Annotated in this window: 20 protein-coding genes and 1 other annotated feature; of the genes, 11 read left to right on the top strand and 9 right to left on the bottom strand. The window is 41.1% G+C overall.

Going from position 1 to position 23,557, the window contains the following annotated elements; genetic code table 11:
• Nucleotides 1–154 precede the first annotated feature (154 nt).
• On the bottom strand, nt 155–727 hold the full coding sequence (gene efpL, locus N523_RS0116080) for an elongation factor P-like protein EfpL (RefSeq protein ID WP_028835370.1): 573 nt from the start codon (nt 725–727) through the stop codon (nt 155–157).
• Nucleotides 728–920: 193 nt separating this feature from the next.
• Here efpL and N523_RS0116085 point away from each other — a divergent pair, with 193 nt between their 5' ends.
• Nucleotides 921–1,307 carry an MmcQ/YjbR family DNA-binding protein gene (locus N523_RS0116085; RefSeq protein WP_028835371.1) on the top strand — a complete coding sequence of 129 codons (387 nt, stop codon included), beginning with the start codon at nt 921–923 and terminating at the stop codon, nt 1,305–1,307.
• A gap of 110 nt (nt 1,308–1,417) precedes the next feature.
• Here the strand turns inward: N523_RS0116085 and fadJ are convergent, their stop codons facing one another.
• The gene (gene fadJ, locus N523_RS0116090; RefSeq protein ID WP_028835372.1) at nt 1,418–3,610 is read right to left on the bottom strand and encodes a fatty acid oxidation complex subunit alpha FadJ; all 2,193 of its coding nucleotides are present in this window, start codon (nt 3,608–3,610) and stop codon (nt 1,418–1,420) included.
• Nucleotides 3,610–4,920: an acetyl-CoA C-acyltransferase FadI gene (gene fadI / locus N523_RS0116095; RefSeq protein ID WP_013464510.1), complete on the bottom strand. Its 1,311-nt coding sequence runs from the start codon at nt 4,918–4,920 to the stop codon at nt 3,610–3,612. The genes fadJ and fadI overlap by 1 nt, the downstream gene beginning before the upstream one ends.
• Nucleotides 4,921–5,250: 330 nt before the next feature.
• Here fadI and N523_RS0116100 point away from each other — a divergent pair, with 330 nt between their 5' ends.
• From N523_RS0116100 to N523_RS0116135, 8 genes are read left to right on the top strand one after another with little or no spacing between them, the layout of a single operon-like run.
• Complete coding sequence (locus N523_RS0116100) at nt 5,251–6,207, top strand: AAA family ATPase (protein WP_013464508.1); 957 nt, start codon at nt 5,251–5,253, stop codon at nt 6,205–6,207.
• Nucleotides 6,208–6,210: 3 nt separating this feature from the next.
• Entirely contained in the window at nt 6,211–7,155 is a 945-nt protein-coding gene (locus N523_RS0116105) for a DUF58 domain-containing protein (RefSeq protein WP_028835373.1), read from the top strand.
• 3 nt (nt 7,156–7,158) lie between these two features.
• Nucleotides 7,159–7,593 (top strand): DUF4381 domain-containing protein, encoded by a 435-nt coding sequence (locus tag N523_RS0116110; RefSeq protein ID WP_013464506.1) that lies wholly within the window; start codon nt 7,159–7,161, stop codon nt 7,591–7,593.
• Complete coding sequence (locus N523_RS0116115) at nt 7,586–8,569, top strand: vWA domain-containing protein (RefSeq protein WP_028835374.1); 984 nt, start codon at nt 7,586–7,588, stop codon at nt 8,567–8,569. The genes N523_RS0116110 and N523_RS0116115 overlap by 8 nt, the downstream gene beginning before the upstream one ends.
• Nucleotides 8,569–10,464, top strand: a complete 1,896-nt coding sequence (locus N523_RS0116120) for a vWA domain-containing protein (protein ID WP_028835375.1) — start codon at nt 8,569–8,571, stop codon at nt 10,462–10,464. The genes N523_RS0116115 and N523_RS0116120 overlap by 1 nt, the downstream gene beginning before the upstream one ends.
• Nucleotides 10,458–12,104: a BatD family protein gene (locus N523_RS0116125; RefSeq protein ID WP_028835376.1), complete on the top strand. Its 1,647-nt coding sequence runs from the start codon at nt 10,458–10,460 to the stop codon at nt 12,102–12,104. Before N523_RS0116120 ends, N523_RS0116125 begins: the two co-directional genes overlap by 7 nt.
• Before the next feature lie 54 nt (nt 12,105–12,158).
• Entirely contained in the window at nt 12,159–12,716 is a 558-nt protein-coding gene (locus N523_RS0116130; protein WP_013464502.1) for a sigma-70 family RNA polymerase sigma factor, read from the top strand.
• Complete coding sequence (locus tag N523_RS0116135; RefSeq protein WP_028835377.1) at nt 12,716–13,468, top strand: DUF3379 family protein; 753 nt, start codon at nt 12,716–12,718, stop codon at nt 13,466–13,468. The genes N523_RS0116130 and N523_RS0116135 overlap by 1 nt, the downstream gene beginning before the upstream one ends.
• 151 nt (nt 13,469–13,619) lie before the next feature.
• Here N523_RS0116135 and N523_RS0116140 read toward each other — a convergent pair whose 3' ends face one another.
• Entirely contained in the window at nt 13,620–14,810 is a 1,191-nt protein-coding gene (locus N523_RS0116140) for an amino acid aminotransferase (protein WP_008464755.1), read from the bottom strand.
• 78 nt (nt 14,811–14,888) lie between these two features.
• The gene (locus N523_RS0116145) at nt 14,889–15,548 is read right to left on the bottom strand and encodes a GAF domain-containing protein (RefSeq protein ID WP_013464500.1); all 660 of its coding nucleotides are present in this window, start codon (nt 15,546–15,548) and stop codon (nt 14,889–14,891) included.
• Between the two features lie 247 nt (nt 15,549–15,795).
• Between N523_RS0116145 and N523_RS0116150 the strand changes: the two genes are divergently transcribed.
• Nucleotides 15,796–16,125 carry a translation initiation factor gene (locus tag N523_RS0116150; protein WP_008464752.1) on the top strand — a complete coding sequence of 110 codons (330 nt, stop codon included), beginning with the start codon at nt 15,796–15,798 and terminating at the stop codon, nt 16,123–16,125.
• A 15-nt stretch (nt 16,126–16,140) separates the two neighbouring features.
• Here the strand turns inward: N523_RS0116150 and N523_RS0116155 are convergent, their stop codons facing one another.
• Entirely contained in the window at nt 16,141–19,143 is a 3,003-nt protein-coding gene (locus N523_RS0116155) for a bifunctional diguanylate cyclase/phosphodiesterase (protein ID WP_028835378.1), read from the bottom strand.
• A 189-nt stretch (nt 19,144–19,332) separates the two neighbouring features.
• Nucleotides 19,333–19,455 (top strand) — a sequence feature (Phe leader region).
• A gap of 44 nt (nt 19,456–19,499) precedes the next feature.
• Here N523_RS0116155 and N523_RS0116160 point away from each other — a divergent pair.
• Nucleotides 19,500–20,657, top strand: a complete 1,158-nt coding sequence (locus N523_RS0116160; RefSeq protein ID WP_013464497.1) for a chorismate mutase — start codon at nt 19,500–19,502, stop codon at nt 20,655–20,657.
• Between the two features lie 61 nt (nt 20,658–20,718).
• On the opposite strand, the gene tyrA is transcribed toward N523_RS0116160, so the two are convergent.
• The 3 genes from tyrA to rplS form a co-directional block, all read right to left on the bottom strand.
• On the bottom strand, nt 20,719–21,852 hold the full coding sequence (tyrA, locus tag N523_RS0116165) for a bifunctional chorismate mutase/prephenate dehydrogenase (RefSeq protein ID WP_024602820.1): 1,134 nt from the start codon (nt 21,850–21,852) through the stop codon (nt 20,719–20,721).
• Between the two features lie 281 nt (nt 21,853–22,133).
• Nucleotides 22,134–23,003, bottom strand: a complete 870-nt coding sequence (locus tag N523_RS0116170; RefSeq protein ID WP_013464495.1) for an MYG1 family protein — start codon at nt 23,001–23,003, stop codon at nt 22,134–22,136.
• Nucleotides 23,004–23,194: 191 nt separating this feature from the next.
• Entirely contained in the window at nt 23,195–23,554 is a 360-nt protein-coding gene (gene rplS, locus N523_RS0116175; RefSeq protein WP_011327636.1) for a 50S ribosomal protein L19, read from the bottom strand.
• Nucleotides 23,555–23,557 lie beyond the last annotated feature (3 nt).

Consider the following 23,557-nt stretch of genomic DNA (forward strand, 5'->3'; position numbering starts at 1 on the left):
ACTACCTCAACTTGCTCAAAAATAAGGCGCGTATAATAACGCTAAATTGGCTAAATTTGAAGCAACGCATTATTTAACTGCAATTCTAATTAATCAGACACAAAAAAGCCGAGCAACTAAAATACTCGGCTAATCATCATAGATTTATAGCGGCTTACTTGTCAGCACGGCCCATAAACTTATGCTCTGCAGTATTAATACGGATGCGATCGCCCGTAGAGATATGCTCTGGCACTTGAATAATTAAGCCGGTTGATAAACGAGCAGGCTTTGAACGCGCGCTGGCTGAAGCCCCCTTAATTGAAGGGTCGGTTTCCTCAACTACAAGCTCAACACTTGAAGGAAGATCAAGCCCAACTGGCGCACCATCAATCACAATAACGTGCACGCCTTGGGTCTCTTCGTTAACAAACTGAATCTCTTCAGCTATGGCCTCTTTAGCCAAGTTGTAAGGCGTGTAGTCTTCATTATCCATAAAGACATACTCATCACCATCAATGTACGACAGCATCGCTTCACGACGGGTTAAATCTGCAAGGTTAAGCATATCGCTGTCTTTAAATGTTTCGTCAACTTTGCTACCCGTGACCACATCGTATAAACGCATACGGTATAAACTACCACCGGCACGACCTTGTGGTACAGAACGTACGATATCTTTTACTACTAATACACGGCCATTAAAGTCAATAGCCGTCCCTTTTTTAACATCACTTGCCTTTGGCATGGGTGAATTCCTATTGTTTTTTTGATTGCGAGAAACATACCACGAAACTGATTTTGTTCAACAATAAAGTGATATGATTAGCTTCTTACTTCGTACTGACTCATAAATCTGTAATTTAGACTTAAACTCGTGTTATCTAGTGGCAAAAAGCTGCTATGGTTAAGTTATCGATTATGACCTCAAGGAATGGCTCATGAACCAACAAACTGTACATACCTATTTAATGAACAAGCCGTTAGTTAAACTAACCCAGCCTTTTGCTAAAGATGTTGATGTGTATAAAGTAAATCATAAAATGTTTGCCACTCTTGCACTTAGCAATGAGGGTGAAACTGATGAAAATGGCGAACCTATTTGGTGGCTAAACTTAAAATGCGATCCTGATGAGGCGCAATCATTACGGGACATTTTCCCTGCCGTTATCCCTGGTTATCATATGAATAAACGCTTATGGAATACTGTGATTTTGGATGGGACTGTGCCACAGGGTGAAATTGAGCGTATGATTGATAATTCGTTTAATTTGGTGGTCGACAACATGCCTGATAAAGATAAAAAGGCCATTGAAGCGTTACTGTAAATAAGCGTCCAGACGCAACTTTTACCAATTCGATTGATTAAGTATTATTGTTGATTATCGAACACAAAAAAGCCGCATAATTTGCGGCTTTTTTACGTTAACTTAAAACATTAATCTTTGTGTTCAGTCGTCTCATTTGGAGTGTCAGTTGATTTATCATCACCTTGCGCTAACTCCACTTCAGCTTTATTAGCGGCTGTTGTGTAAAACTTATCGCCCTTGTCAGCCATTGTAAGTAAAGTATCACAAGGTGTAAAAATAGCGTTGCTGTTAGCCAGAGTAGACATATCAGAGCTTATTTTACCTGCGCCTAATTTATCCATATAGCTAAACGGGCCACCTAAGAACGGTGGGAAACCAATACCAAAAATAGCACCAATATCACCATCACGCGGGCTGGCAATAATACCGTCATCTAAACAGCGAACGGCCTCATTAAGCATTTGTGAGATACAACGCTTAGCAATTTCGTTTTTATTTAAACGTGGAGCTGGGGTTACACCTAGTAGCTCATAGACTGACTCATCAACCTTTTTGCCTTTCTTGTCGTATTCATAAAAACCACGACCCGTTTTACGGCCTAAGCGTTTTGAATCAATCATGCGCGAGAAAGCATCTGGGCCTTTAAAACGCTCACCGAGTTCTTTTTCAAGAATTGGCGCGATTTTAGAACCAATATCAATACCGACTTCATCAAGCAGTGCCAACGGCCCTACTGGAAAACCAAACTCAACTAAGGCTGCGTCAATTTTTTCAATTGGCTCACCGGCCAGCATTAAGTTTGCCGCCTCATTCAGGTATGGCGCTAAAATACGGTTAACATAAAAACCGGCCATGTCTTTTACCACAATTGGCGTTTTACCTTGCTTACGCGCAAAGTTAACTACACGAGCAATCGTTTCTTTTGAGGTGCCTTCGTGAGGAATAATTTCTACCAGTGGCATTTTCTCTACTGGTGAGAAATAATGTAAACCAATTACATTTTCAGGACGCGCTGCTTTAGCTGCAATTTGCGAAATAGGTAATGACGAAGTATTACTTGCGAAAATAGTATTCGCTTGGCAATGCTGCTCTACATCAGCAACCATACCTTGCTTAAGCTCTAAATCTTCAAATACGGCTTCTATCACTAAATCTATGTGTTTAAAACCGCTGTAATCGGTAGTGCCGGTAATGCGGTTCATGGTTAACTGCATATCGGCTTTAGACATAATACGGCGTTTAAGACGCTTATCTAAAATTTTGTATGTGTAGTTCATGGCATTACTTATGCCCTGCTCTGCCACATCTTTAATACGGACCGGCAATTTAGCTTTGACCGCACTCACATGGGCAATACCTGCGCCCATTAAGCCACCACCTAACACGGCAGTTTTACTAATCGCGGGAGCATCATCATTGCGCCATTCTTTTTTCATTTCAGTGGTTGCAAAGAAAATACCTCGAAGTGCTTTAGACTCATCACTCATTACCAATGTGGCAAAACCTTCTGCTTCGGTTTTATACGCTTTCATTTCATCAAGCTCTACGCTTGCACGTACCGCTTTAATAATTGCAAGCGGCGCAGGGTAATGACCACCGGTTTTTTTAAGAACGTTTTCTTTAGCTTTTTTAAAGATAAAGTTACGACCAAATGGGTTTGATTCTAATAACTTACTGATCTTATCAAGTTTAGGCTCTTTAGCTTGTGGCTTTTTCTTCGCCGCAAACTCTTTGGCCACTTTTAGCAGTACGCTTTGTGGTACACAATCATCCAATACACCGGCTTTTTTAGCTTGTTTAGGACGAATTTGTTTTCCGGTTAGCATCCACTCAAGGGCTTTTTGAATGCCCACGATTTTAGTTAAGCGCTGTGTACCACCACCGCCAGGTAATAAACCAAGTTGCACTTCTGGTAAACCAATTTTAGTTAAATCGCTATCTGTACCTACGCGGTAATCACAGGCTAAAGCAAATTCTAAACCGCCACCAAGCGCTGCGCCATGTATAGCACTAACTGTGGTGTACGGAAGCTTTTTCATATCAAAAAATGCTTGATGGCATAATTCGCTAATAGCTAATGCATCTTCACGCTTTTGCACGCTGTCTAGCATTTTAACATCGGCACCAGCAATAAAGTTATCACTTTTACCACTAATAAATACCATACCTTTAACTGCGTGCTCTTTAGCTTGTGCTAATAATGCTTTTAAATCATCAGCAAAGCTGTCACGCAGGGTGTTCATTTTTTCACCCGGCACATCAATGGTCACTACGGCTATTTTGTTATCATCAACCGTTAAATTAAATACTGAATCTGTCATTACGCACTCTCCAATACAAAGGCTGCACCTAAACCACCCGCTGCACAGGCAGTCGTTAACGCTAAACCACCGCCACGACGCTTAAGCTCGTATAAACTTTGTGTAATTAAACGCGCGCCGGTTGCCGCAAATGGATGACCATATGCAAGCGAGCCGCCGTTAACGTTAAACTTATCCATGTTAATTTCACCTATGGCTTTATTACGCCCTAAGTGCTCTTGTGCAAATTTATCTGAAGCAAACATTTTCATATTCGCTAAGGTTTGCGATGCAAACGCTTCATGCATTTCAATAAGGTCTAAATCAGCTAACGTAATACCTGCTCTATCAAGTGCGATAGGCGTTGAGTGAGCCGGCCCCATTAGCATGTCTTTTTCTACGCCAATGGCTGAGAACGCAAAACTGCGCACATAACCTAAAATTTCATAACCCAATGCTTTTGCTTTGCTTTCGCTCATCATTAACACTGCGGCTGCGCCATCGGTTAATGGGGTTGCATTGGCTGCAGTGACTGAGCCGTGTTGACGGTCAAATACCGGCTTAAGCTTGGCATAACCTTCAACCGTTGAGTTTTTACGAATATTGTTATCTTCTTCAATAAAGCTTTTATAAGGCGGTAAATGAGCCGTCATTACTTCATCTTTAAGCTTGCCATCAGCCCAGGCTTGAGTTGCCAGTGAGTGAGAACGATGCGCTAAGGCATCTTGATCTTCACGGCTAATGTTATGGGTTTTAGCCATTTGCTCGGCTGTTTGTCCCATTGATAAACCCGTTGAGTACTCAGCAACCGCTGGCGGCACTGGCAATAAATCTTTTAAACGTAGTTTTGAGAATATTTTTAAACGCTGACCAAGCGTACGTGCTTTGTTTAAATCAACTAAGCTACCCGCTAATTTTTTACTTACACCAATTGGCAATACAGATGATGAATCGGCACCACCGGCAATACCTACGCTTACAGAGCCTGCCATAATTGATTCGGCAACGTTTGCTATCGCTTGAAAACTCGTCGCACAAGCACGCGATACAGAGTACGCATCAACCGATACTGGCATCCCAGTACCCAATACAATTTCACGCGCAATATTTGGCGCTTCTGGCATTTGTACTACTTGCCCAAAAACCAATTGATCGATTTCTGACTTGTCGAAATTTAATCGCTCAAGCATTTCATTAACTACTAACTTACCCATATCCAACGCTGGTACATGATGGAACGCAGTCGCTTGCTTAGCAAAAGGAGTACGTAAGCCGCTTACGATGGCAATACGGTCGCCTTTTGGTGTTTTAAGTATGTTTTGCTCAGACATTTATTATTCTCTCCCGCTGACAGGTCAGACCTGTATGTTTTCTCCGATTCTAAACAACCCGTGTGATAAAGCCAATAGATAAAGGTAAATTAATACAAAAGCGCCATTGTAAATCACTACATACATTGTATGAGGGTAATACAATAGGCTTTTTTAGCTGGTTTTACAAAGTTTTATGTTAGGCTAAAAAATCGTTAAAAAATAACGAACTATTTTTAAAAAATCAGTCTAACTCTTGAGTTATCCACTTATAAACCTTATAACTAGCTCAGTATTTGTTACCTAACCAATTTAGGTATTATTTAAGCTGACGAGGACAGTCCACTTATTATGGCAGCTAACGCATTTTCACAATTAAAAACGTATTTAGACACCCAAATTATTGGCCAGCCTGCGCTCACTCAAGCACTATTAATTGCTATTTTAGCCGATGGTCATTTATTAGTTGAAGGCCCACCGGGGCTTGCAAAAACACGCGCTGTTAATGCCTTAGCAAAAGGTATTGAAGGCTCGTTTCAGCGTGTTCAGTTTACCCCAGATTTATTACCAGCCGATGTGACCGGCACCGATATTTATCGCCAACAAACCAGTGAGTTTGTGTTTGAAAAAGGCCCTTTATTTCATAATCTCATTTTAGCGGACGAAATAAACCGAGCACCAGCAAAAGTACAATCGGCATTATTAGAAGCAATGGCCGAGCGCCAAGTCACGGTAGGCAAAAACACCTATCCACTCAGTGACCTGTTTTTAGTGATGGCAACACAAAATCCGCTTGAGCAAGAAGGTACTTACCCGCTACCAGAAGCGCAATTAGACCGTTTTTTAATGCACCTAAGTATTAATTACCCAGGTGCTGAGCATGAGCTTGATATTTTACGTTTGACCCGTGGTGAAGCACTTAATGATGAAGCCCCAGTGCTTGAGCAAATTTCACAACCCGATTTGTTTGCTGCGCGAAAAGCAATTTTAGGTCTGTATTTGGCCGAGCCATTAGAGCAGTACCTAGTTCAGTTGATTATTGCTACTCGAGAAGGTGCAAACTTAGATGAACAACTTGGCCGCTGGATTGAATACGGCGCCAGCCCACGTGCCACGATTGCTTTGGATAAATGTGCCCGCGCTCATGCGTGGCTAAGTGGCCGTGATTTTGTATCACCTGACGATATACAAGCTGTGGTACATAATGTATTGCGCCATCGCATTATTCTAAGTTACGAAGCACAAGCCGATGGCATTACTAAAGATCAGGTTATTAGCCGTATTGTTGAACTAGTCGCAGTACCTTAAGTTATGCAAACACACGTTGATTCTCAGGCATGGCTTAAATTAAGCCATAGCCACGGTGTTAATTTATCACTTAAAGAGCTGATGTATTATAAAGCAAAAGCGCAACTGCTTGAGCTGGCACCTAAAGTTAGAATAAAAAACACCTTGGCGGGGCAATACCTTGCGCCCCACAAAGGCCGGGGTATGGAATTTGCCGAAGTGCGTCACTATCAAAACGGTGACGATATACGCTCTATTGATTGGCGCGTTACCGCACGCACAGGCGAAACCCACACCAAACTTTTTCAAGAAGAAAAAGAGCGCCCGGTATTTGTCTTTACTGACTTTTCAAACTCAATGCTATTTGGCTCGCAATTACTGTTAAAATCGGTGCAAGCGGCACATATTAGCGCCTTAGTTGCGTGGTCAGCGTGTCAGCGTGGCGACAAAATTGGCGGTATTGTGTTTAATCAGCACTCGCATTTAGAGCTAAAACCCAGCGCTCGTGAAAAAGCGGTATTAAAACTATGCCATAATTTATGCGATGCGCATCAGCTGGCTCTTGAGAACATTGATAAGCCGGCCGCGAATAATTTTAGCGATAACCTCAAACGTTTAAATCACTTAGCTAAGCCCGGTAGTTTGGTTTATATCGTGTCTGATTTTAACGCCTTGGATGACGCCAGCTTCAAGCAACTGGAACTTTTGGCGCGTCATTGCGAACTGATTGGGTGTCATATTAGCGACCCCTTTGAACATCAATTACCTGCTTTTAAACAAACGGTAACCGTCAGTGCTAATAATCAGCAATTTGCCCTGCCCTTAATGGACAAGAGCTTTAGACAACGATTTGCCAAAAATGCCGAGCACGCATTTAGCGCGCGCATTAATCGCTTAACAAAGTCTGGACTCACCCTATTATCATTTGATGCAGCCACTGCGCTGGAACTGCAATTAGTGAGAAAATAAATCATGCAAACCTCTCCACTTGATGGTCTACACGATATTATTGCTCCCACCCAAGTCGACTGGTGGCCACTCGCTCCTGCTTGGTGGGTTGTTATTGCAATTGCTGTGTGTTTATTGTGTAGCTTAATTGTCATAATTTATAAAAATTATCGCTTTAAAAAGCCAAAACGTGATGCCATTGCATTAGCTAATCAACAACAGTCAGCGCAGCAATTACATGTCATTTTAAAGCGTTTAGTGATCACCTATTACGATCCGCGTTTAGCCGCGCAATCAACAACGCATTGGTGCAACACATTGAACCAACTTTCAGCTATTGGCTTTACAGAAGAAGAAATTTTAAGCCTATATAACGCTAATCAAACACAGGCAGCACTCAGTGATAAATTTCGCCAAGCCATTAAACAATTTAAACTAAAGGAGCCGCTGCATGTTTGAATTTAGCTGGCCATGGCTGTTTTTATTACTGCCGCTACCTTTAATATTGTTACTATTAAAACCCGCCGCCAATGATGCCAACACGCGTCTGCGCATTCCAAGTTTTGCATCACATAATTTAAGCAATCAAAGCATAGAGCCAAGTGCGCGTAAATTGAATATTATCGAATGGTTGCTGTGGTTATTATTAGTGACCGCATCAGCAAATCCAACGTGGTTAGATGAGCCCATATCGCTGCCTAACGAAGGCCGCGATATAATGCTCGCTGTGGATTTGTCAGGGTCAATGACCGAACAAGACATGGCTTACAATGGCCAATATGTTGACCGTTTAACCATGGTCAAAGCAGTGCTAAGTGACTTTATAGAGCAGCGCCAAGGCGACAGACTCGGCCTTATATTGTTTGGTGATACCGCTTTTTTACAAACCCCATTGACGCGTGATGTGAAAACCGTCAGTAAAATGCTCTCTGAGGCGCAAATTGGTTTAGTAGGACGCGCCACGGCGATTGGTGACGCTTTAGGTTTATCGGTAAAGCGCTTTGCCAGTAAAAAAGAAAGTAACCGTATTGTGGTGTTGCTTACAGATGGACAAAACACCGCGGGAAATTTAAACCCAGAAGATGCACTGTTACTTGCCCGTGAAGAAGGTATAAAAGTGTACACCATCGGAGTCGGTTCAGATAACCCGCGCGGCTTTAGTTTATTTAATATGGGCTCTGGGGGCAGTAACCTAGATGAGGGCTTATTGAAAAAAATTGCTGAGCAAACAGGCGGTCTGTATTTTAGAGCAAAAGATGTCGCTGGCCTGCAACAGATTTACGCTGAGCTTGATAAGCTTGAACCAATTAGTGCCGATGAGCAAACCTTTCGCCCACAAACAGCCTTGTTCTATTATCCGTTATTACTGGCCATTTTACTCATAAGTGCAATGGCATTGATAAAAACGGTGCGCGCAATGAAGGAGCCAAACTAATGGATTTTGAATTTATTCGTCCTGCTATTTTATGGCTGTTATTCCCTGCCTCAGGGTTATTTTTTATCGCCTTACTAAAACATAAAAAAAACCAGTCAGCGCCGCTTATTGCGCCGCATTTGGCACCATTTGTAATGAGTGAATCAAACAATAAAGCTCGCCAGCCGCTGTGGCTGGTTGCGTTATTTTGCAATTTAGCAATTATATTTAGTGCAGGGCCAAGCTTTGAAGAGAAACAAGTACCCGTGTTTCAAAGTAAAAGTGCCCGCGTTATTGTCATGGATATGTCCTACTCTATGTATAGCACCGACATTGCTCCCAATCGATTAATGCAATCACGTTTTAAAGCCCTCGATATGGTTGAGCTATTCAAAGAAGGCGATACCGCGTTAGTGGCTTACGCAGGAACAGCCTATACCATTTCACCACTGACCAACGACGCTAAGACTCTTGCCAACCTTATTCCTAGTTTAAGCCCTGAAATTATGCCAGATAAAGGCTCAAACGTACTCGCTGGCTTAGATATGGCACAAGAGCTACTAAGCCAAGCCGGCTACCTCGATGGCGATATTATTTTGATCACCGATGGTATTGAGCAACAACAGCAAAGCGATGTAAGCCGTTTTACCAACAGTAGTCAATATCGACTTAATATTTACGGCGTAGGCACCGCACAAGGAGCCCCTATAAAGTTACCTGAAGGCGGGTTTTTAAAAGATAATTATGGTCAAATTGTGGTGCCAACCCTCAATGCATCTTTACTTGAAGGACTTGCAAAAAATAGCGGTGGTCAGTTTGCCGATTATCAGCCAAGCAATAGCGATATTGCCGTTTTTTCACCGCAAGCAAACAGTGAAGTATTAAAAAGTGAAAAACCAAATTTAGCCTTATGGCGAATTGACGCCGGTATTTATGGTTTGCTTATTTTACTGCCTTTAGCTTTGTATTTATTTAGACGATCTGCATTAGTTAGCGCAGTACTATTACTTAGCTTTTTACCTCAACAAAATGCGCATGCCGCAGAGCTGCCAACCCTGTTTAAAAATACGGATCAACGGGCATTAGAGGCATACAACAACAAAGAGTATCAACAAGCAGCCCAGGCTCGCTCAAGCGCTCTCAAAGGGGCTGCACTTTATCAGCAAGGGCAATTTGATGCTGCCTTAAATGAGTTTAGCCAAGATAAGTCAGCAACCGGTTATTATAACTATGGCAACGCCTTGGCTAAAGCAGGACAATTAGAGGCTGCCATTGACGCGTATAAACAAGCGCAAGTAAAGCAAGATAACTTTAGTGAAGCCGCTGAGAATCAAGCGCTTGTTGAGCAGTTACTGAATCAACAGCAAGACCAAGAAAATCAGCAAGGCAATGATTCGCAAAATCAAGATAAGCAAAGTCAAGATGATGCAGATAAATCAAAACAAGATCAGCAAAAAAATGGCGAGAAAAACAACGCAGATAAAAGCGAAGAGGACAGCCAAAATAGTGAGCAACAGCAATCAGAACAGTCCTCTGAACAATCAAAAGATCAACAAGGACAATCTGGTGAGCAATCAGACAAACAGAATGAGCCTGACATGCAAGCTCAGTCACAAAGCCAACAAAATGAAAATAAAGACGAGAATACACCGCAGCAAGATGAGCCTCAAAATCAACCTAATGAAATGAGTGAGCAACCGCCCTCTGATGAGCAAAAACAGCAGGCACAGCAACAAGCCATGCAGGCACAAGCCGCTGAGCTCACTAATGAAGAAAAAGAAAAAGCACAGCAACTAAATCAGTTATTAAGAAAAGTGCCCGACGATCCCGCTATTTTATTAAGAAACAAAATGCAATTAGAAGCCCAAAAAAGACAATATCAACGTCGTCCAACAGGAGTAGAAAAATCATGGTAATGCGATTATTTTGCTGTTTATTGCTATTAACTGCCATGCCATTAATGGCCGCCACCACTTTGGAGGCAAGCGTTGATAAAAACCCAGTATTAGCGGGTGAATTTTTTATGCTTAATATTAGCATTGATGATTCAATAAAAGGGCAACAACCCGACACCTCAGCATTATTAAAAGATTTTGTAGTCGGCCCTATGAGCTTAAGTAGCCGCACTAACATTATTAATGGCAGTATAAAAAAACAAACCTCTTGGTCTGTTAAACTAATGACCCGCAAGGCGGGTGAATACCCCATTCCCAGTTTTAGTGTTGCAGGGCTAAACTCGCAACCAATTAGCTTATCGGTTAAAGAGCGCAGCAGCGACGCAGATAAAAATAACGATATATTTTTAAAAACCTCGCTCTCAAACAACAGCTTATTTGTACAAGAGGCTGGCGTTTACACCATTAAGCTTTACTTAGCCAAAGAGCTTCTTGATGGCAGCTTAAGTGCGCCAAGTATGGAAGATGCCCAACTTACCCAACTCGGTAAACAAAGCGAAGATTATGAACTGGTTAACGGTAAACGTTATTTAGTGATCACCCGTAATTATTTAATTCAGCCCCAAAAAAGTGGCGCCTACACTATTGCAGCTCCCGTTTTTCAGGGGCGTATTCAGCAAAACTATCGCCAATTGGAAGTGTCAGCGCTTGGCGATGAGCAGCAAATTGAAATTAAACCTATCCCTGAAAACTATCAAGGAGACTGGTTACCCAGTGAACTGGTGAGCTTAACCGAGCAATGGCAGCCAGAGGATAATACTGTTGAAGCCGGCACGCCGATAACACGTACAATTATGCTCACCGCGCTAGGGGTGACTAAAGAGCAGTTACCCGAAATTGATATGTCTACTATTAATGGTATTCGCAGCTACCCTGATGAAAAAGAAACCAATAATGCGGTACGTGATGGTCGAGTGGTATCACAGCAAAGCGCCTCATTTGCGCTATTGCCACAAACACCTGGCACTTACACATTACCTGAAATTAGCTTGCCTTGGTATAACACCAAAATAAATCGGATTAGTTACGCGACCTTACCTGAGCGTACTATTACAGTAACACCCAGTACAACAGCGCCAGTGCAAACGCTTAATCCGCCAGCTGAAAACAACCTAAATAACACTATGGCAGAGTCAACGGAGCAAGCAGTTACAGTGCAACAGCAAACTGCCACACCACTGTGGCTAATTATTGTGGCCGCGCTTGGTTATGTTTTATGGATTGCGACGCTGATTTTTTACTTTATTAAACGCCCAGCTAAAGAAGTGCAACAAGCGGCTCAAACAACTAATAAAACAAATCAACAACCATCTTTAAAAGCCCTGCTGGTATTAGCTAAAAGCCATGACGAAAAAGCATTTTACGATGCGCTTAATCAGTATGCGCTAACCCTTACAGGTAAAAAGGTAGGGGCGCTATCCCATTTATGCGCTATGATAAACAACTCAGAGTTCACCGCGCAGGTAAACAATTTACAAGCACAGTTGTACAGTAAGCAAACGGCTAGCGCCAACTTAGACGCTATAGTTAGCATGTTAAAGGCACATCAATCGCAAACAGCTAAGCCTTCATCACCTGCGTTAAAAGAGCTGTATTCTTGATCTCAATTGTATTTTGCTTTTTTGACCTATAATAATTTTAACTAAAAAGTGCTTATGTTTGGAAATAAAAAATCGAATGATCGGGTCTTACTAAATATGGCTGAAAAACAACAACGCTACGAAGCCCTGGTTCACGTTTATCATAAGGAACTCTATCGCTTCGCTTACTGGTTATGTAACGATCCGAATATTGCAGATGACTTAGTGCAAGAAACCTTTTTACGTGCTTGGCGCTCGCTTGACTCGTTACTCGATCAAAAAGCAGCTAAGCCATGGTTGCTAACAATTTTAAGACGCGAAAATGCGAGGCGCTTTGAGCGCAAGCAATTTGATTACAGTGATGTAGATAACGACACGCTAGTGGATCAAACCAGTCATTCTTTAGATGATGAAATGGAGCAAACCGTTATTCAACGGCAAATTTCGTTGTTGGCCGATGAATACAAAGAGCCGCTACTATTACAAGTGGTTATGGGCTGCTCTGGGGATGAAATTGCAGACATACTCGATTTAAACAAAAATACGGTTATGACACGTTTATTTCGAGCAAAAAATCAACTTAAAGAGGCACTAAGCCGTGATGATGAACAACTTAAAGGGGCATCAAAATAATGGATGAACTTGAGTTTCGTCGCCGCACGATTGCACAGCCAAACGAGCTAGACAAAGAACTACTGGAATTTGCAAACAGCAGTCCCGATAGACAACAATTTTTAAATGAAAACAAAACATTTGATAAGCAACTCAATGATGCGCTTGATATTCCTGTGCCTGACAACCTTGCTGAACGGATTATTTTAAACACCTCGTTAAAAGAAAAAGCCAGAAAAGATGAGCTTGAACAAAAAGACAACGTTATTGATTCACGCTCACGCTTTAAGTTTGACCGTGTATATTTGGCGTTCGCTGCTTCATTTGTGATTGCGGTAAGTGCGTTTATGTTTAGCACAGAGCAAAACTTGAATCATGCGGCTGGCGAGCATGCATTGGCGCATGTTTATCATGAACTTAACGCGTTAAATAAAACTCAACCTATCAGCTTACAAACAGTCAATGAAAAGCTGGCTTTACTTGGCGGTCAACTTAATGATCTACCTGGGAAAGTTACTTATGTTAACTTTTGCGATTTTCAAGGCGAGAAAGGCATCCATTTAGTGTTTGAATCGGACTTTGGCCCTATGACCGTGTTTATTGTCCCTAGTGATAACAAAGTCTTTGAAATTGGCTCGGGTGACTTTAGTGACTCTCGCTATGTAGGCCATATAAGCCGAGGAAAACAAGCTGATACTGTACTAATAGCAAGCCTAGGCTCACCGGTTGATATGTATAATGAACGTATTGCAGGCGCTATTCGCTGGCTGTAATACCAATTTGTATAAATATTTGAACAATTTAACGAATTAAACTCCCTTATATCTAAGCAGATTGATATAAGGGGATGGGTATTACAAACAATAAAAAACCGCAACGAGTGTGCGGTTTTTTTATTGCTAATAAGCTAAAACTTATTATTGGTTACTTACATACATCAGCAACAGCGTTAGCAAAGTAATCGATGTTTGCTTGACTAATTCCCGCCACGTTTACACGGCTAGAGCCCACAATATAAATACCGTAGTCTTTTTGTAGACGCTCGATTTGCTCTTTATTAATACCTAAGAAAGAGAACATACCGTGTTGGCGGTCTATAAATGAGAAGTCTTGAGCAATGTCTTTGGCTGCAAGGCTGTCTTTAATTAAACTACGTAAACCATTAATACGGTTACGCATTTCATCAAGTTCACTGTGCCATAACTGCGTTAACTCTGTGCTGCTTAAAATGGTGTTTACAATGTCTGCACCGTGCGCTGGCGGCATAGAATAAATGCTACGTACCACACTTAATAATACCGAGTTTGAAATATCAGCGGTTGCACTGTCTTTTGCAATAATTGAACACGCACCAATACGCTCACGGTATAAGCCAAAGTTTTTAGAACATGATGAACAAATGATCAACTCTTCAACCGCATTGGCTAAAATACGTAAACCATTCGCATCTTCTTCTAAAGAAGAACCAAAACCTTGGTATGCAATATCAATCAATGGCGTAAAGCCCACATCTTTTGCAAGTTCAGCAATGGTATTCCATTGTGTTTCGTTTAAATCCATACCACTTGGGTTGTGACAACATGCATGTAATAACACAACATCGCCCTTAGGCACCTGTGTTAATGTTTCAACCATTTCATCAAACAATAAATCTTTGTTTTCGTAGTCGTAGTATGGGTATTCTTTAACAGTTAAGCCTGCAGCTTCAAATAAGCTAATGTGGTTAGCCCACGTTGGGTTGGTAACCCATACAGTAGCGCCTGGGTTACAACGTACAATAAATTCTGCTGCAACACGAAGTGCGCCTGTACCACCAGGTGCTTGTGCTGTGCGTACGCGATTAGCTAATAATGCCGGGTGCTCACCAAGAAGAAGATTTTCCATTTGTTGACAGTAATCTAAGTTACCAGCAAGACCAATGTAAGATTTGCTCATTTCATTTTCTAAACGAAACGCTTCTGCTTTTTTTACTGACTTTAATACCGGGGTATTCCCCTGCTCGTCTTTATATACACCAACCCCTAAGTCAATCTTATTAGGGTTAGTATCTTGCTTATAGGCCGCCATAAGGCCAAGAATAGGGTCTGTTGGTAATGGTTTTAATACTGAGAACATTGACTATCTCTTCGTTATTTAGGGGTTAGCTGTTGCGCTAAGCTTAACATAAAAACTCACTCGATTGACCAGTGTTATTTACACTAAAAAGTGAGGAATTTTAATACAGCATGCAATTAATAACGCGAGTGTCGCATTATCAAAAAAATCCGTGCTAAAGGCTTCGCCATCGACAATGCCAATGCACTGCTTTTGCGCATTAAATAGTGGTAAACAGGCCTCTGCTTTTACTTTCGGATCGCAGGTGTAATACTCACCACCCGCGGCTAAATATTGCTCAACATTATTAATGACACGTCCTTTACCACTGAGTGCCACTTGCACATTATTACTGCCGGTTGCAAATTCAGCGGTGAGCGGAAATAAAGGGCGACTCGGTGCACCAAAATAAGCGAGCTTTAATAACTGCTCGCCTTCAGGGGTGGCCGTATTTTGATAGATGCCATACCAATCTAACTGGGTGTTTTCGATTACATAGTCAACAATCAACTGAAGTTGCGCTAACTTTGCCGTTGTTTGCGTATTTTGGCTAACGTAATCGTTTAAATTAAACGGCTCATCTTGCAAGTAGCCGAATAAACTACATGCGCCACCTTCACCGAGTTCTGGAATTTGATACTGCCAACGCACGGCCGGTGCAGCATTGCTATTTAAGTACTGCTCAAGCTTTTCTAGCTCAGCATTAATTAACTGTTGCTCTACATTAAGCTGAGCTTGCTCTAAATAAGAATTTATCATTTGGCCATCCATACATCTATAATGCCGAAATAGTAGCATGGATATTTTTATAGCGCTAGCCAATTTAAAGCGCTTTTTAAAATCCTTAAGCACTTTTATTCATAAGCACTATTGCGGTACTTAAACAGAGGATGTTTATCTTTGCGGGATTAAAAGGTGTTTAGCTTAGGCGCAAAAATTACGCCTTTGCGTCACAAATTTGTTATTATTTAGCCCAATATTAGATTCAATCTTAGATAGGTTAATTATGAGTGATAATCACTTAGTGTATTCAACAGCAACAGGGCGAATTGACCAGCCAAAGCCAGAAAAAGAACTGGATGTAAAACTATTTAAAGACGGGTCTATTCGCATAGAGCGTCAAACCAAAGGTCGAAAAGGTAAAGGCGTAATGCTAGTTGTAGGATTAGATCCCCAACAGCACGATTTAAAAAAGTTAGCAAAAACAATAAAAAGTAAGATGGGCCAAGGTGGCGCAGTAAAAGAAGGAGTTATTGAAGTACAAGGTGATGATCGCGATAAGTTAAAGGCGATTTTAGAAGGATTAAAGTTTAAGGTAAAAATTGCGGGTGGTTAACCCGCAATTTTTGTTCTATTCAGGGACTTTTAACGCAGCTAATTGCTCAAACAACACAGGGATATCGGCTTCGGCTACGGGCTTACTAAAGTAATAGCCTTGCACAATAAAACAATTATTGTTTTGTAAAAATTCAACTTGCTCTATTGTTTCAACCCCTTCAGCAACCACATCAAGCTTGAGCTTTTGTGCCATCGCAATAATCGCAGCGGTGATCTCCATATCATTATCATCTTCAGGGATATCTTTAACAAACGAGCGGTCAATTTTAAGAATATCAACAGGAAAACGTTTAAGGTAACTCAACGAAGAATAGCCCGTACCAAAATCGTCAATAGAAATTGAAATACCCAGCTTTTTCAATTGATGTAGCTGATCAATAGCCGCCTCAACATTACCCATTAGCATGCTCTCAGTCAGTTCAAGGTGCAGGCTTTTAGCATTAATTTGCGTCTCTATGATTATTTTTTTCAGCATAGGTACTAAGCTTGCGTCTTTAAACTGCCTTGCTGACAGGTTTATCGACATGTTGCTCGCTCTACCTTGTTGCTCTAGTCGTTTAGTAAACTCACACGCTTGTTGTAATACCCACTTACCAAGTTCCACAATTAAACCCGTTGCCTCAGCAATAGGAATAAATTTAGTAGGTGGAATGAATCCCTGCGTAGGATGGAACCAGCGAAGCAATGCTTCATATCCCACTACACTATTATCGCGACAATCAACTTGTGGCTGATAATGCAGTGTGAGTTGCTTTTCTTTAATTGCATGGCGCAACTCATTTTCAAGGAATAATCGCTCATTGGCGGCTGCATTTAGATCTTGGCTATAAAAGTGGAACGTATTACGCCCTTTCGCTTTTGCTTCATACATGGCTAAATCGGCATGTTTTAATAACTGATCTTCTTCTAAGCTATCAAATGGCGCCAAGGTAATACCAATACTGGCACTAACAATGACTTCGTTACTACCTAATTTTATTGGCTGATTTAACGTTTTTTGAATGGTGTCAGCGACTTCCGATGCTTCTTTTTGATGCTCAATACCACTGAGTAATACCGCAAACTCATCACCGCCTAAACGGGCTATAGTATCTTCTGCTCGTAAGCGCTGCTTTAAGCGCGTTGCCACTTCAACCAATAGTTGATCGCCTGCATCATGACCTAAAGTATCGTTAATACGCTTAAATTCATCCAAATCAAAATAAAATAAAGCAAACGAGTAACGCCCTCTTTCAGCAAGCGCCATCGACTTTCTAAGCTGCATTCTAAAGAATGTACGATTAGCAAGCCCGGTTAATGTGTCGAAGTAAGCGAGCTGTTCCATTTTGCGTTGGCTTTCTTTTACAAATGAAATATCTTGCGCTGAAGCAACGTAACTGGTGATTTTTCCACCATCTTCACGAATAGGTGACACACTCAGCGATACCCATATGGGTGGCTTGTTTTGCGCTTCAATAAGGGTATCCCCTCGCCAGTAATTACGGTTGCGCAAATCAATATCAATGTCCTCTACCAGCATGGTCATTTCATTAGCAATAATAGTCAGAAGTGGCTGGCGCAGGAAATCACTTTCTGCAAAGTCGGTCATTTCCAGCATTTTTGGATTAACATATTCAATCACAAAGTTTTCATCAGTGATCACCACCCCCGTGCCCGAGAAGGCAACCGCTTTAGACAAGCGATTTGCAGCCTTTTCTGCAATTTCTTTTTCTATTATGCGCTGGTTTAAGCCATCGATGAGTTTGCGGATTTCAATGGTCATATCTTTGAATGAACCATTAAGCGTGCCAATTTCATCTTTATTTTCTTTTGGAAAATCAATTTCTAACTGACCTTTACCAAAGTTAGTAACCGCATAAACCAGTGAATGTAGGCGTCTTAATACTAGTTGGTAAAGTGCTTGGTGTAATAATAAAGCAACTAAAATGGCATACAGAATAAACAAGCCAAAAAACTTCAGTTTTAAGTCTTTCAGTGCCGATAGTGTAGAAGAGCGCTTTTTATATACGCCCACGTACCAATTTACACCTTCAACTTTATGGATATTTATAATGTAGTCTTCATCATTTAATGAAAACGAGTCGGCATATTCCGGCAATTGTATTTGCCCTGCATTATCAATAACTCGCTTTAGCTCAGGAGAAATAAAATCGCCAGGTAGCAACTTTTTTCCCGCCTCTCCGTATTGGGTATAACTATCGGCTCCTAAATTAGGGTGCGCCAATAGCTGCCCTTGCTTATCGAACACCACTAAGTGTTTTTCTTTTCCGCCGACAGGTAATTGCGATATGAGAGAGTCGAGAGAAATATCACTACCCGTAACTCCTAAAAACTCATCATTTTTATAAATAGGTACAATTAAACTAACGACCCACTTATTCCAAACGCCATCGTAATACACTCGTGACCACAGCGGCTCGCGTTGTGGGTTTGTTAACGATTTTGCGTAATTAAAACTTTTGCTTTGATTAAAGGTGTAATCTCCGGGGACATTAAGTGCCCAATTTGGTGGCGCAACACGGATAAAATTATCTTTGGTGATCAGGTAAAAATTATAAAAATCTTGAATTAACGTGGGGGAAATCACTTTCCAAAGCGATTCAGAATCTGCAATTAACTGTTTATAAAAAGGAGAATAAGCATTTTCGGGAATGAACGCCGCAGATAAGCCATCGGCAGATGCGCTGCGCACTGAACCATCATTGGTGACTTGCATAGTCGGGGCATTGTTATTCTTAAATGATAATTGCCCCTCAAATAACTGCTCGCTAACAACAATATTAGCTTGCTCAGCTATTTTAACTTTGGTCGCTATCAAATTATTAAACTGGTTTATTAATAATTCATTTGATTGCTTTAATACCTCATGCTCTTCAAATACAAGCTGTTTCTCTTCTGATTTGAGCATTAATGCAGCCGCACAAATACCTGCAACTAAACAAATGCCAGAGATCAACAGTGATAACTTGACACTGAGTGAGTTTATTCCAAATCGAGATGGAGGGCGTCGATACACAAAAGGCCAACCTTATTTATAATTATTATTTTTGCGAGTAGTAGAAATATACCAGATCTCAAATCAGAATTATAAATTATTTGTAAAGTTTTTAAAAAACAATATGTTTTGTATATATATCAGGTAAAAAACCTATTTAATATAAGTGCTTGTTGACATTAGAGGTTACTCTTCATACATTAAGGGCATGAATATAAAATACTCACTTACTTTCTTATCTTTTTTTAGCTTCTTTATATAGAAGAGGCTTCCCTGTTTGTGAGATAAAATCAATCGAATAGTAAAGCCTCCCAACTGGGAGGCTTTTTTGTTTACGCTGTTAAATACAGTGACATTTTTGGAATGAGGAAAACCAAATGAGCAATGATGTTTTAGACACGCTTAGGCACGATATAAATGAAATCGATTCTGACCTACTTGTGTTATTAGCGAAGCGACGCCGTATTAGCCATGGTGTTGTTGAATATAAGATAGCGAATAATAAACCAATTCGTGATGAAGCACGTGAATTAGCATTACTCGAAAAATTAATCGGTTATGGTAAATCTCTTGGTTTAGATGCCTACTATGTAAATAATGTTTTTCAAACCATATTAGAAGACTCAGTATTACATCAACAAGCTATGCTGCAAAAAAACCTCAACCCTGATGCGCTAAGTGAAACCCATCGGGTAACCTATTTAGGCGGACAAGGATCTTACAGTCAACTTGCGTGTCATAAGTACTTTAGTCGCCGACCAGGCAAATTAATTGAAATTGGCTGTAGTTCTTTTGATGAGATCACCGGTAAAGTAGAAAATGGCCAAGCCGACTTTGGCTTGTTACCGATTGAAAATACCAGCTCAGGCAGTATTAATGAAGTATTTGATTTACTCCAGCACGCGCAAGTCTCTATTGTCGGCGAAGTCACTCACAGCGTAGAGCATTGTTTATTAGCCGCCCCAGACACAGAACTTAACCAATTAACCAAAGTGTTTGCTCACCCGCAACCGTTTGCTCAATGTAGCCGTTTTTTACAAGGGCTTGGCGATTTGCAGCATGAGACCTGCGATTCAACATCGAGTGCATTAAAATCAGCACTTGAAACACCTAACAGTGCGGCTATTGGCTCTGCACAAGCAGGTAAAAATGTAGGGCTTGAAGTCATTAAGGCCAATCTTGCTAATCAAAAAGAAAACCATAGTCGCTTCATTGTGGTTGCACGTAAACCGCTACATGTATCTAAACAAATCCCCACTAAAACCAGTTTAATTATGGCAACTAAGCAACAAGCAGGCTCACTCGCCGATGCGCTGATGATTTTTAAACAGCATAATATAAATCTAGTAAAATTAGAGTCTCGCCCTGTACCAGGAAATCCATGGGAAGAAGTATTCTATGTGGATTTAGAAGCGAACCTTGCTGATAGCCAAGTGAAACATGCGTTAGAAGAGCTTAAAGAGCATACCCAGTACGTACGCGTATTAGGCTGTTATCAAAGCGAATCACTGCAAGCGGTGAGTGTACAAAGCTAGCCTAAAGCAACATTAAAAAAGGGCCTGCGGGCCCTTTTTCGTTTTAATTAATCTGTCACGTTTAATCGAGTACTTTGGCGTCGTTCGCTTTATTTAATAAACTGCGGCTTTGTGTCAAAAAGTGCGCTGTGGAGTCAGAAAAGTAGGCTTTTGCATCAGCAAAGGCATCGATTAAGGCTGGCTTATCCCCTGCTTTTAACTTTTTAAGCGTCTCTGAGAACAAACACTGATACTGCGCTAATAAGCTTTCTACATTATCAAATTGCGCCAGCATAATATCAGTATACAGCTCTGGCGATTGCGCAAAGAGACGACCGACCATCATCAGCTCTAACTGATAAATAGGTGATGAACAACTACGCAGCTCTGCCAGTGTATGTCCTTGTTTTGCTAAAAACTGACCGTATACAAAGGTGGTTAAATGGCGCATAACCTGAATGATTTGCATCGCTTCATCGTGTTTTTTAGCATCAAGTTCTACTAACTGACAGCCCCAAATTTGTAGCTGCTTTAATAAACCTTGTGCCATTTCAGGATTACGCCCTTCACATACCACCACAGTTTGTTTCACCCAATGAGAAATATCAGGACCAAACATGGGGTGTAAGCCAACAACAGCACCATTGTGAACTTTTTTGAGCACATTTAACGGCGCTTGTTTAACCGATGTAATATCAACCAGCAAACAATCATCATCGAGTTTAGGTAACGCGTTAACAACCGTTTCGAGGGCATTAATTGGCACACTGATCATCACCAGTTTTGCGCCTTTTAAAATCTCTGCTGCCTGTGATTGCTGGGCTTTATCTAAAACTTTAACTTCGTAACCCGAGCGCTGAAATTGTTTTGCAAATAGCTGCCCCATTGCCCCTTCACCACCAACAATGACAATCGGAGATAGTTGTGAGTCGGCACAAGCTAATTTGGCCTGTTGATTTTGATAAGCTTCACGCATCATGCGCCTGAGAATGTCTTCGACTAAATCAGGGTTTACACCTTGATTAATTGCCTCTTGGCGTCGTGCAGCTAATAAATCAGCTTCTCTATCGGGTGCATGTAGTGGCGCGCCAGTTTGTTGTTTTATTGCGCCAATTTGTTGAGTAATACCATTGCGCTTTGCAAGTAAGGCAACCAGTTGCGCATCGCATTCATCTATACCTTTTCTTAGCTGCGCTAAATCACTTATCTCTGCCACGTTCTCATTCCATCCAAAAAAGCAAAATCGTAAATTAATAATTACAAAAAAGTAAACTAATCAATACGATAAATACTAACAGGATACGTTAGGGGTTAAAAGGCTAATTAGTGAAAAGATCAGTATGAGTCACTCAACTGCGACCAAGGTAGGATAATTAAATGAATAGAACACAGCTTGCGTAAAGTGAATTAAAAAGCATATAAAAATGTAAGTCTATGCCGAGTTTAAACAATGAAAATTAAAGTGGCTTAATAGCCACTTTAATTAGCACTTTTTATCTAATATTCCAATGCCATAGTCGCAAGCGACATAACACTTTCGAATGATTCTGCACCGGCGATAAATAGGCCATTATGGCAAAACATAGCATCATCTATACCGGTCACTGCTTGAAATTCACTATCAGATAATCCAGCCCACGGTGCAGGTAATGGCTTTCGGTCTTCAAACGAGCCTAGCTCTGCAGGTACCGTTTGCACTATCCACTTACCAGAATGCGATGGATACACTACATATAGCGCCTCTTCTGATAAGCTATGTACGGTTTTTTTCCACGGCGTATAACGCTCTAGTACGATTAATCGTGGATCGTCTGCCTGTTTAATTGCTTGAGCAACAATCTTTTTAGCATTTAAACCACCCTGCGCTGAGGCAACAAAACGAAGCAGCAAAGTGTGTGCAAATTCAACCGCTTGATCAAAAGCAGCATCAAAATTACTTTCCTCTTCCCATGTTGGGTTAAACATAGAAATTGTTTGGCTTAAACTAATGCCTGTAGCAACACCTTCAACATGACCACAATCAATGGCATCAATAGTTGATACAAGCCCTGCATCAACTGCATTCGCCACATCTTGATTATCATCACATATTGCTAAGCCATATTTTTTCCACACCAAGCCAAATGACGAAAAAGGAATCCCATTTTCGCGAGCACCGGCACCGCCGCGCTGATGATGATCAAACCGGTCAGTTTCTGGGTCATATTGGCCGCCGACATCAATAACCACATCAGCGTCATTAATAATCGCATTATCGCGTGTGCGTATCAGGGTAAAAGAAGGGAAAATAATTTTAAGCGCAGCGATACTAAAAACATCATCTGCATGAAAATTGCCGTTGTGCGTAACTATCGTTTTATCATTCATTTTTGTACATCATTTTTTGCAAGAAGTGAGAAGATATTGTGCTTTGAAGTGAACCACACTTTAACGCATGCTGGTTAAGGTGTGTATTGGTTTTTAAATGTAGCGATATAAAAATTGCAATAGCATTAAAACCAAAACGGGTTGCAACCCAAAGGTTGCAACCCGTTTTTTGCGTTGATAAACAGCGCGTATTAGTTAAGTTTTTCTCTAATACGTGCAGATTTACCAGAACGCTCACGTAGATAGTAAAGCTTAGCACGACGAACCGCACCGCGACGCTTAACTGTTACGCTATCAATAAGAGGGCTGTGCGTTTGGAATACACGCTCAACACCTTCACCGTTCGAGATTTTACGAACTGTGAATGCTGAGTGAAGACCACGATTACGCTTAGCGATTACAACACCTTCAAAGGCCTGTAGACGCTCTTTAGCACCTTCTTTTACTTTTACCTGTACAACTACTGTATCACCAGCGCCGAATGCAGGTACGTCTGTTTTAAGCTGCTCATCTTCAAGCGCTTTAATAATATTTTGGTTTACTTTTGCCATTAT

This window comes from Pseudoalteromonas sp. 23_GOM-1509m, from assembly GCF_000518425.1.
GTDB lineage: Bacteria > Pseudomonadota > Gammaproteobacteria > Enterobacterales > Alteromonadaceae > Pseudoalteromonas > Pseudoalteromonas tetraodonis.

Coding starts and splice junctions, on each gene's coding strand:
- efpL (WP_028835370.1), bottom strand. CDS start 727: ATGCCAAAGGCAAGTGATGTTAAAAAAGGGACGGCTATTGACTTTAAT.
- N523_RS0116085 (WP_028835371.1), top strand. CDS start 921: ATGAACCAACAAACTGTACATACCTATTTAATGAACAAGCCGTTAGTT.
- fadJ (WP_028835372.1), bottom strand. CDS start 3,610: ATGACAGATTCAGTATTTAATTTAACGGTTGATGATAACAAAATAGCC.
- fadI (WP_013464510.1), bottom strand. CDS start 4,920: ATGTCTGAGCAAAACATACTTAAAACACCAAAAGGCGACCGTATTGCC.
- N523_RS0116100 (WP_013464508.1), top strand. CDS start 5,251: ATGGCAGCTAACGCATTTTCACAATTAAAAACGTATTTAGACACCCAA.
- N523_RS0116105 (WP_028835373.1), top strand. CDS start 6,211: ATGCAAACACACGTTGATTCTCAGGCATGGCTTAAATTAAGCCATAGC.
- N523_RS0116110 (WP_013464506.1), top strand. CDS start 7,159: ATGCAAACCTCTCCACTTGATGGTCTACACGATATTATTGCTCCCACC.
- N523_RS0116115 (WP_028835374.1), top strand. CDS start 7,586: ATGTTTGAATTTAGCTGGCCATGGCTGTTTTTATTACTGCCGCTACCT.
- N523_RS0116120 (WP_028835375.1), top strand. CDS start 8,569: ATGGATTTTGAATTTATTCGTCCTGCTATTTTATGGCTGTTATTCCCT.
- N523_RS0116125 (WP_028835376.1), top strand. CDS start 10,458: ATGGTAATGCGATTATTTTGCTGTTTATTGCTATTAACTGCCATGCCA.
- N523_RS0116130 (WP_013464502.1), top strand. CDS start 12,159: ATGTTTGGAAATAAAAAATCGAATGATCGGGTCTTACTAAATATGGCT.
- N523_RS0116135 (WP_028835377.1), top strand. CDS start 12,716: ATGGATGAACTTGAGTTTCGTCGCCGCACGATTGCACAGCCAAACGAG.
- N523_RS0116140 (WP_008464755.1), bottom strand. CDS start 14,810: ATGTTCTCAGTATTAAAACCATTACCAACAGACCCTATTCTTGGCCTT.
- N523_RS0116145 (WP_013464500.1), bottom strand. CDS start 15,548: ATGATAAATTCTTATTTAGAGCAAGCTCAGCTTAATGTAGAGCAACAG.
- N523_RS0116150 (WP_008464752.1), top strand. CDS start 15,796: ATGAGTGATAATCACTTAGTGTATTCAACAGCAACAGGGCGAATTGAC.
- N523_RS0116160 (WP_013464497.1), top strand. CDS start 19,500: ATGAGCAATGATGTTTTAGACACGCTTAGGCACGATATAAATGAAATC.
- N523_RS0116170 (WP_013464495.1), bottom strand. CDS start 23,003: ATGAATGATAAAACGATAGTTACGCACAACGGCAATTTTCATGCAGAT.
- rplS (WP_011327636.1), bottom strand. CDS start 23,554: ATGGCAAAAGTAAACCAAAATATTATTAAAGCGCTTGAAGATGAGCAG.